Source organism: Streptomyces sp. A0592, from assembly GCF_004795115.1.
Lineage (GTDB): Bacteria > Actinomycetota > Actinomycetes > Streptomycetales > Streptomycetaceae > Streptomyces > Streptomyces erythrochromogenes.
In genome coordinates this window covers 39,222-48,536 of sequence record NZ_SSBM01000042.1, presented here as the reverse complement: position 1 = coordinate 48,536, position 9,315 = coordinate 39,222, and the positions used below count along the sequence as shown (strand labels likewise).

Here is a 9,315-nt window from a genome sequence, read left to right as displayed (position 1 = left end):
GAGACGGTGTCCATCACGCGATGCTCGGCATCGCCCGGATGCATAACCTCGCTCTCGCCGGATAGGCCAACGGGCTTCACCGTGATCAGCCATGCCCGAGATGACCCGAAGATCATTTACGGGACAGTCCTTAGCCCAGCGCCAGGCCGAGCGCTGGGGTGTCGAGTTCATTGCCGTCCAGGGCGACCGCGGCCTGCTCGGCCTCGTCGAGAAGCGCAAGATGTGGCCGGACCCGCCGTCTGTGCACCTCGACGCTGAAGCGGGACAAGATCGCCCCGCTGTTCAAGCAGATCACCGACGCCCTCGGCCTGGACGGACAAACTCTGATCCTCTCCGCCCTCGAGATCCGTGCCGCCGAATCCCCCCGCCGGGCCCGGGAGCTGCCGCTCGCCCTCGACGCGCGCGCGAGCACCGGCCAGCGCACGGTCCTGCCCTGGCCCTGGCCCTGGCCGCCTGACCGCCGGGGACGGTTCCGGAGGAAGGGGTGCGCCCCTCCTGGCCATTCGTGATGAATAGTGAGTGTAGTTGTGTCGCCGGTCGGGAGTGGCGCCCGACCGGCGACCGACAGCACACCGTGCGGCCGCTGGACCGGCCGACCCGAGGGGAGCAGCTCATGACGGAAGCTCAGACCGCCGAGCGCGTCGCCGAACCCATCCGCGTCACCGCCCTCGGTACCGCGGCCGAAGGCCTCGTGCACCTCCTGCCCGACCACGACGACACCACCACCCGCTGCGGCTTCACCGACTGGCACAGTCACATCATCTGCATCGACTGGTTCGAGGAGCGCACCTGCCCGGTCCGCCTCGCCGACCTCGCGCTCGACCTCGGCGCCGAGATCCCCGACGACGTCCTCGTCGAGCTCGACGAGATGGCCGCGCCCTGGCCCGGCCGCTGGCTCCTGCGCCCCCGTGAGGGCGACCGCGAGCGAGTCGTCGGCGTCTGCGCCGGCCCCGGCGGCTGGGACGAGGGGCTCGAAGCCCTCGGGGCCCGCTACGACGCCGTCGGCCTCGACCTCTCCGGCGATGCCTGCGCCACCGCCGAGCGTGCCGGGCACCGCCGCATCGTCAGCGACATCACCCTGCTCGACCCCGAACACCCCGCCCTGCGCTGGACCGTCGGCGTCATCATTTCCCCGCCCTGCCCGGCCTGGTCCACCGCGGGCAAGCGCGCCGGACTCACCGCGCAGTCCCTCCAGGTCCTCGCCGCCATGCTGCGCGCCGCCGGGGAGGCGGCCGGAAACGGCGGGTACCGCGACCGCTCCGGGATGACATGGGCCGAGGTGCGCGCCATGGCGGCCGCCATGCCGGACCCGGAAGCCGGGCTCGTCGCCGAGGTGCTCATCTGGGCCCTCGGTCTCCAGCTCCACGGCGAGACCCTGCGGTGGGTCGCCATGGAGCAGTCCGCGAACCTCCCCGCAGAAGTGCGGGAGGCGGTCAGCTTCGAGCTGGCCCTGGCCGGCTGGTCCCAGCAGCAGTGGGCCGAACTGGACGCGGCCGACTACGGAGTGGCCACCCACCGGCGCCGGGTCTTCTTCATGGCGGTGCGCTACGGCCGCATCCCCGGCTCCGTGCGGTCCGGCCTGCCCTTCGCCGAGCAGACCCTGGCCGCCGCCCTCGGCTGGGCGCCCGGGGAGCGGGTCAACACCCGCGGCACGCGGAGACTGGACGCCAACGGCCGCCCCAAGGGCGGCAACACCTTCTCCGCCGACAAGACCGGCTGGTGCCTCACCGGCAAGGCCAGGACCTGGTACCGCGAGTCGGACGGCCACCGGCTGACCGAGGCCGAGGCCGGACAGCTGGTCGGATTCCTGCCCTCCTACCCCTGGCGCGCCTCGGATCCGACGGCCCGCGAGGACTCGCGTACGAGCGCCTTCCAGCGGATCGGGGACGTGATGTGCCCGCCCGTCGGCGCGGTCGTCCTGGGCGCTCTGACCGGCCGTCCGTGGCGTCAGCCGGTCGAGGACTACCTCGGCCGGGTCTACCGCGGAGCGAAGGCCGCGGCGCCGGTGGAAGTGCCGCAGCAGCGCAGCGCGCGCGTCCCGGCGGACCGGCTGGCGCTGGCCGCGTAGGCCAGCCCGCGCAGGGTGGCGCAGTCCCGGGGCTGCGCCACCGGTGGCGGGACCGCACTGCCGGGCAAGGCCGTCCCGGTCGTCCGGGGCGGCCACGCCGGGGAGCCGCTCAGCTGCGGGAATGCAGCGAGGTGCAGTTTTCATCCGCCGAGGAAGTGATGAATAACTGGTATAGTTGTCTTGTGGTCGGTGGTGGCAGCCGACCAACCCAACCGAACTCACACCAGGAGAGTCATGACCCCATCGTCCTCCCCGAAGAACGGCTCCGTCCTCACCCGCGTCACCTTCGGTGGAACCGAGGCCTACCCCGCCGTCGTCGACCCGGCAAACCGCTGGAACGGCTTCGTCTCCCCCTTCTTCACCCTCGACGCCGTCCGCCTGCTCTCCGCCGAAAGCTCAAGGACGCCGCCAAGTACGGCTACGACTGCGCCGACACCATCCACGTCATCGACGGAGGAACCGACAGCGACGGCGCCCAGCGAGCGGTCGTCCTCCACATCCGCTGGATGTACCTCGAAGACGAGGGCGCGGCTCAGTGCCTGATCCATATCCCTGATTTCGAGGTGTTCGGGGCCGTAGCCTGTAGTGGTGTCCGAGGGTTCCGGGCGGCCCGGAGTGCGGGTGTGTGGGGGCTGTGGTGACCGGTTGAGGCCGGACGCGCGGCCGGACGCCGTGTTCTGTTCGACGGCATGTCGTGCCAGGTCGTGGCGGCGGGATCGTCGGTTGCGGCGCCGGGTGATGGCGGAGTTGAACGGGGCGGGTCGGGTGACGTGTCCCCAGTGCGGGACGCCCTGGGTGGCTGGCGTGGATCGGCGCTCGGACGCTGTCTACTGCTCGCGCCGGTGCGTCATGAGGGCCGGGCGGTCGCGGAACGAATCGTTCGGAGAACAGTCACAGTGACCGCTGCACGAACGCATCTGAATCAGCCTTCCGATCAGCTTCGGGCTTCTTCCGGTCACCTGTTGTGATCTTCGGCAGGTGGGTTCGACTCTCGGTCACAACAGCGGGCCGCGTCTTGTCACGGCCGAGGGGCCGTGCCCCGGCCCGTTCAGGGTGGTGAGAACCATGCCCGAGAAGATCGAGAGTGCCGACAAGGTCGGCAGCGTCAGCGCCCACCGTTACGAGCAGATCGTCGCGGAGCTGCGCAAAATCGTGGAAGCCCAGGCCCGGGGTCAGTTCGCGGTCGGGGACTACGCCTTGGAGATCGAGCCCATGCGAGAGCAGGGCCCGCAGGACAGGGGCGAGGAGTTGTTCACGGTCAAGGACTCGCTGTTCCGCTTGGCCGAGGACATCGGCTTGTCCTATTCGGCAGTGAACGGAGCCCGCTGGGTTGCTTCGCGGTGGCCCAAACAGCACCGGCAGGCCCGCGTATCCTTCACGGTCCACCGAATCCTGGCGGCCATCTCGAACGAGGAGGAGCGGTTCACCGCGATCCTCACCCCACCAGGAGGGAAGGCCCGGTGGACTCCCGACGACGCGTCGCGGAGGGTCGGCCGCCAGGTCGAGAGGCCGATCACGCCTCAGGAGAAGGTCAGCGCGATCCACACCCTCGCGCGGGACGAGGAAGTCGCCGCGGTCATCACGGGTGACCTGCTGCGACGTCCGTCCGTGGTCGCCCAGGTCCGCCAGGAAGACCGGATCAGCGCGGCCCACGCGCTGGTCGAGGACGAACGGATCGCCGCGGCCGTCACCGGCGATCTGCTCAAGCGGCCCACCGTCGTCGCGCAGGTCCGGCAGGAAGACCGGGTCCGGGCCGTCGAGGAACTGACCCGCGACGAGAGTGTCGCCGCGACGGTGACCACAGGCCTGCTGCGCCGGCCGGACGTCGCCTTCCGGGCCATGTCGGACGACACCGCCCGTCACCAGGTCAATCACGCTCAGGTCGAGCGGGGCCGGCAGGCCCGCGAGGACTTCGAGCGGACGAGTCCGGTCGCGCCGGCGGTGAAGCGGATCGACCGCTCGGTGGAGTTCCTGGACCTGATCACCGCCTGCCACGCGTTCGTCGCTGCCTCCGGACGGGTCGTTCCCGGGATGCGGGACCGGCAGCTCAGCGACAACGAGAAGGTGATCATTCACGAGAACGTCGCCCGGGTACGGGCGACGCTCGACTGGATCGAAACGGCCGTCGACACCGGCAAGGTCGACGTCGACGGTGAGCTGGCCCGCCTGCTGCAAGGCGAGTAGTGGGATGCCGCGCGCGTCACAGCGCCGGTCACCGGCGGCCCAGCGGCACGCCGACACCGTCCGCTTCATCCTCTTCGAGGCACGGCCGGCCGGCCTGGCCTTCAACCAGTTGGTCAGGTCAAGTGAGCTCTCCGCCCACCAGGCCCGCTCAGGCCTGGCCTGCCTGCGGGACACCATCGCCGAACACGGCTGGCCGCCCCTGATCTGGACGAGAGCGGACGGCTACAAGTTCTGCTCCGACCCGACCGAGCTTCAGGCCTACGAGGTCGCGGTCATCCGCGAGAAGCTCACCGAGATCCGCCGGTTCATCACCGGCGTCGTCGCCCCGCACGCAGCATTCCAACCCAAGGGCCGGTGGATCCGGCACCTGAACACCCAGCTCAACTCCGTCGAGTCCACACTCGACGTGATCGCCGACTACATCGACGCATGACCCGGTGGGGGCCGACCGCTTCGCGGCCAGCCCCCACCCCCATGAAAGGAGGGGGCGTTGGCCCGGCGCCGCTGCTACCCCTCGGACACCTACGACGGCGAGTGGGCATTGATCGAACCGCTCCTGCCAGTCCCGGCCTGCGAGACCCCTCGCGGCGGGCGGCCGGAAAGGCACCCGCGGCGCGAGATCGTGGACGCGATCCGGTACGTCGTCGACACCGGCTGCAAGTGGCGGGCCCTGCCCAAGGACTATCCACCCTGGCGGACCTGCTACAACTTCATGGCCCGCTGGGCCGCCGCCGGGGTGATCGGGCAGATCCGAAACCAGCTCCGCAAACGCGTCCGCCGGGACATGGGCCGGTCACCCGGAGCAGTCGCCACCATCATCGACTCGCAGTCCGTCAAAGCCGCCGAGACAGTCGGTAAAGACTCGCGCGGCTACGACGCGGCGAAGAAGATCAACGGCAGGAAGCGGCACCTGGTGGTCGACACCAAAGGCCTGCCGCTGTTCGTCATGGTCACCCCCGCCGACATGACCGACCGCGACGCGGCGAAGGAAGTCCTGTTCAGGCTGCGGCTCATGCACCCCGAGATCACGATCGGCTGGGCCGATTCCGCCTACGCCGGATAGCTCGTCGAATGGGCGAAGAAGTACCTGAACCTGACGCTGAAGACCGTCAGCCGGCCAAAGAACGCGGTCGGGTTCGTCGTCCTGCCCCGCCGCTGGGTGGTCGAGCGGTCGCTGGCCTGAGTCATGCACGCGCGCAGACACGCCCGCGACTACGAACGGCTCATCCAACACTCAGAATCGCTGATCACCTGGGCCGCGATCACCCTCATGACCAGGCGAATCACCCGCCGACAGTCCCGCCGGGCCAGCCAGCCGCCCTCCCGCGAACACACACGCGACTGACCGCAGTCACACCCGTGGCACCTTCGCAGCCGTCCAGTAGCTTGGCGTGTCACTGGGCACCGGCAGACTACGCGCATGAGTAACAGCGACAACGCCATCCGCCACAGGCTTGGTCTGGCCTGGGTGCCGTCCATGGGTGGGCCGCTGATCGTCGTTCCCGTGTCCGCGCTGCACCAGTGGGGCGGCTGCACCATGGACGGAATGATCAACGGTGACACCGACCAGCCGGACGACTACGACCGGGCCTGCGCGGTCGAGGAGTACGCCGAAGTGATCAGCCTGGGCGACACCCGCACTGCGTCCGCGCTGGTGCTCGGCGACGAGCCCGCCACCACCTGCTACCTGCCCGAGCAGAGGATCTTCCTTCGGTGGCTCGCCGCCGACTCCGACGCGGAGTTGCTCGCCGCCGCCGAGGCCGTCCTGAGCGACCCGGCGACGCCGTGGGAGAAGTGCGGAGTCTGGGACACTGATGGCCCAGCCGTTCTCATGGACTCGGCCGAGGCCGGCGAGGATCTCGGCGTGCCCTACCCCGACGGCAGAGGACAACCGGCCGAAGCCCCAGTTCCGGTGCCCGCAGGGCGATGGGAAGTCCGTGCGTTCCACAAGACCGGTGATTTCCCCTGGGTTGGCGTAGTCCAACTCCTCCCGGCCGATGCTCAGCCGACAACTACTCCTTGACTCCCACCGTCAGAACACGAGGAGTCGAACATCGCGCTGCCAGCACCCGCCCCTGACCGAGACTGCGGCTCGTTCTCCTCGAAGGTCCGTTGATCCCCTGGCCTGACGCTATCTAGACCCGGACCACGTCGGCGGAGGACCACCACAGGGGATATGGATCAGGTACTAAGTGTCCTGAGTATCGGTACTCAGGACACCGCCGCCTCGGCACGGCAGACTGATGGGATCTCAACCTGGTTTAGGAGTGCCCCATGGCAGATGCCTGGTTATCCAGGTCCTGCAAGAAGGTTCTGGCCGGTGTGTGCGTCCTGCTGTTCTACGGCATCAGTGCCTGCAAGGGCGGCTCGACCGATGCCGGCCTGCGCAAGCTGGCGACGTCGGAGAGCACTGCCACAGCGCGGGATGCAGCAGAACAGGAGCTGCGCGCCAAGGCGGCTGCCGTTCAGGCGCACTATCCCTGGCTGACGCCCGTGCACCTTCAGCTGGTGGACGACTGTATTAGAGGGGCACCATCGAACCCGATCGACCCCGACCCACCGACCCGGATGAAGCTGGTCTGTGTCATGCGCCTGCACCTCTACTTTGCCCCTGGCCTGCCTGTACCGACTGTTGTTGAACGGGTCACCGCTGCGGGGGGACCCACCACGTGGACCCCGGCATCGGTACGCGACGCTCTGGCGTTCTACGAGACGGCCGGATACGAGAATCCTCGCTCCTATCAGCCCCGGATGGCCAGCGCCACGGGGGAGTCCCTCTCGTGGGACGCGCCAAAGCCAGGTGCCCCGCTCGAGGAGCAATGCAGCGGTCCTCGCCCCGTCTACCGGCGATGCCTCTCAGAGCCGTCCCGGCAGCCTCTGACGGCCTTGCGGGAAGAACACGGACCACTCTTCGTCTGGACACTCACAAGTTCATACCTGAGCGTCGAGGCCGGCAGGTGACGTTGGATACACCCGAAGGCCGACGCGCTGGCGGGGCGACGCACCAGAAGTGCGGCGCCCCCGCCGTCAGTTCACAGGGTCCAGCCTGCCATGGTGGCTTGGAGCCGGTCGGCGTAGAGCCGTGCACCAGCAATCTTCGGGTGGAACGACTGTGCCGAGAGTCCGTAGGAGCTGAGACCGGGCCAGTCCTTGATCGGATTGTCGCTCTCGGTCAAGGTTCCGACGAGCCCGTGGATCGCCTCAGGACTTCCACAGATCCCTTTGTCCCTGAGCGTTTCTCCGCCGCTTCGACCTCGAGCACACCTTCCGCTTCGCGAAACAGACACTCGGCTGGACCACACCGAAACTCCGCACGCCCGAGGCGGCGGACCGCTGGACCTGGATCTTGATCGTCGCTCACACCCAGCTCCGCCTTGCCCGTCCTCTCGCCGCGGACCTCCGCCGGCCCTGGGAGCAACCCACCGCCTCCGACCGGCTCACCCCCGCCCGGGTCCGCCGGGGGTTCAGGAACATCCGCGCCCACCTCGCCTGCCCGGCCCGTGTTCCCAAACCCCGAGGCGTCGGCCCCGGACGGCCACCCGGCGCCAAGAACAAACACCGGGCACCCCGCTACGACGTCGGCAAGACCGTCAAACGCCCCGAGACCCTCAAGGCCATCGGCAAACCCGGAAGATCTTGGTAGATAGAGAACAAGCTAAAGGGTGTTGCAGAAGGTCGGGCCTGGCGGGTCGAAGTGGCGTCTGGCCTGTTGTTTCACCGTGTCATGGCGAGGTTGTGCATGGTGGCGACGGCTTGGATGGCGTGGTGGAGGCCGTCTCCCTTTTGGCGGCAGTCGCGGAGGATCTTCCAGTTCTTCATCCGGGACAACCGGCTCCTCGGCTGCCTCCACCACTGCCTGGCCACCGGCACGCTCTACAGCGAAAACATCGCCTTCCCGGCCCCACGCAAGCTCGAACTAGCCATCGCGGCCTAACTGTTCTCCGCCACTGAACCTGACCACCTCGCTACTCTGCTCTCGATGCAGTGTCGGCCGCCCTCCTGCTCAGCCAGGTCATGCGTCTCCAGCATCCAGGCGCTCAGATGACTCGAGCAGGTACTCGGGAAGCTTGGAGTTGGCCGCCAGTACCTCGATACCGATGAGGCGCCCTTGCTCGTCGAAGTCAAGGTTGATCATGCCGTCGACCCCCGCTGGATCACAGGGATACATGCGCGAGGACTTCGTGCGCACCTGCGGATCTGTGAGGTACACGTACGCTGCGTTCGCGGTCTTGTCATAGGTGACCCGGACGTCTGCCATGGCGGGCACACTCCATTGATGTGGTTGGCGGCGGCAAAAGACGATCTTCGGCTGCGGAAATCCTGCCAGAGCCAGTCACGGGTGTTCGCCGAGACAGAAGACATTGACTTCCTAACTCCATCGGATGTCTTTTTCGTGGCTCCGCAATGGGGCCTCCGGCCTTCGGGTCCGGCATGACTTCCCCCCTTGTTGTTCATGATCTGGGGGGTGGTGTCACCGGATCCGGAGGCATCGACGGACCGCTGATGAGGGGCTTGAGCACCGGCTTCACCCGAGCCGGAAGAGCTCTCCGTAACGTGGATGTGGCAGCTCGGTGCCCAGGCAAGGCCGGACGAGAACGTGATGGAGGGGCCTGTACGTGATCGACACCGGCGACATCGACGTCTTCCTCGCCCTGGACGTCGGCAAGGGCGAACACCACGCCACCGCCGTCACCCCGGCCGGGAAGAAGGCATTCGACAAGCGCCTGCCCCACACCGAACCCAAGCTCCGCGAACTGTTCGCGAAACTCCAGGCCAAGCACGGAACGGTGCTGGTCGTGGTCGATCAGCCGGCCTCGATCGGGGCTCTGCCGCTGGCGGTCGCGAGGGACATGGGCTGCCCGGTCGCCTATCTGCCGGGTTTGACGATGCGCCGGATCGCCGATCTCTACCCGGGTGAGGCCAAGACGGACGCGACGGTCCAGCCCGGCCGCTGGGCGCACAACCAGACCACGAAGCCGAAGAGCAACCGCCGAGCCGGAAGACCGGTCCTCAAGGGAACCCGGGCCCCGACACTGCCGTAGACGCCCACGCCCGCCCCGTCG

7 protein-coding genes and 4 pseudogenes are annotated in these 9,315 nt (G+C 68.3%); 8 read left to right on the top strand and 3 right to left on the bottom strand.

From position 1 onward, the window contains the following. Positions 1-613: 613 nt before the first annotated feature. Complete coding sequence (locus tag E6U81_RS34335; RefSeq protein ID WP_168714820.1) at positions 614-2,068, top strand: DNA cytosine methyltransferase; 1,455 nt, start codon at positions 614-616, stop codon at positions 2,066-2,068. Between the two features lie 302 nt (positions 2,069-2,370). Here the strand turns inward: E6U81_RS34335 and E6U81_RS34330 are convergent, their stop codons facing one another. Further along, a complete protein-coding gene (locus E6U81_RS34330) occupies positions 2,371-2,616 on the bottom strand; it encodes a hypothetical protein (protein ID WP_136233908.1) in 246 nt (81 codons plus the stop codon). Positions 2,617-3,133: 517 nt separating this feature from the next. Between E6U81_RS34330 and E6U81_RS34320 the strand changes: the two genes are divergently transcribed. The 6 genes and pseudogenes from E6U81_RS34320 to E6U81_RS34295 form a co-directional block, all read left to right on the top strand. Continuing rightward, positions 3,134-4,252 carry a DUF6192 family protein gene (locus tag E6U81_RS34320; RefSeq protein WP_136233906.1) on the top strand — a complete coding sequence of 373 codons (1,119 nt, stop codon included), beginning with the start codon at positions 3,134-3,136 and terminating at the stop codon, positions 4,250-4,252. A gap of 4 nt (positions 4,253-4,256) precedes the next feature. Next, positions 4,257-4,685 carry a RacP protein gene (locus E6U81_RS34315; protein WP_136233905.1) on the top strand — a complete coding sequence of 143 codons (429 nt, stop codon included), beginning with the start codon at positions 4,257-4,259 and terminating at the stop codon, positions 4,683-4,685. 57 nt (positions 4,686-4,742) lie between these two features. After that, positions 4,743-5,597 (top strand): annotated as a pseudogene (locus E6U81_RS34310) (IS5 family transposase). A gap of 75 nt (positions 5,598-5,672) precedes the next feature. Further along, entirely contained in the window at positions 5,673-6,275 is a 603-nt protein-coding gene (locus E6U81_RS34305) for an Imm21 family immunity protein (RefSeq protein WP_240804176.1), read from the top strand. A gap of 251 nt (positions 6,276-6,526) precedes the next feature. Then, entirely contained in the window at positions 6,527-7,213 is a 687-nt protein-coding gene (locus E6U81_RS34300) for a hypothetical protein (protein WP_136233904.1), read from the top strand. Positions 7,214-7,487: 274 nt separating this feature from the next. Beyond that, positions 7,488-7,895: pseudogene (locus E6U81_RS34295) on the top strand (transposase); the annotation flags it as partial. 71 nt (positions 7,896-7,966) lie between these two features. Here E6U81_RS34295 and E6U81_RS34290 read toward each other — a convergent pair. Next, a pseudogene (locus E6U81_RS34290) lies at positions 7,967-8,098 on the bottom strand (IS5/IS1182 family transposase); the annotation flags it as partial. 166 nt (positions 8,099-8,264) lie between these two features. After that, on the bottom strand, positions 8,265-8,510 hold the full coding sequence (locus tag E6U81_RS34285; protein WP_136233903.1) for a DUF2283 domain-containing protein: 246 nt from the start codon (positions 8,508-8,510) through the stop codon (positions 8,265-8,267). A gap of 361 nt (positions 8,511-8,871) precedes the next feature. On the opposite strand from E6U81_RS34285, the pseudogene E6U81_RS34280 reads away from it, so the two are divergent. Then, positions 8,872-9,186: pseudogene (locus tag E6U81_RS34280) on the top strand (IS110 family transposase); the annotation flags it as partial. Positions 9,187-9,315 lie beyond the last annotated feature (129 nt).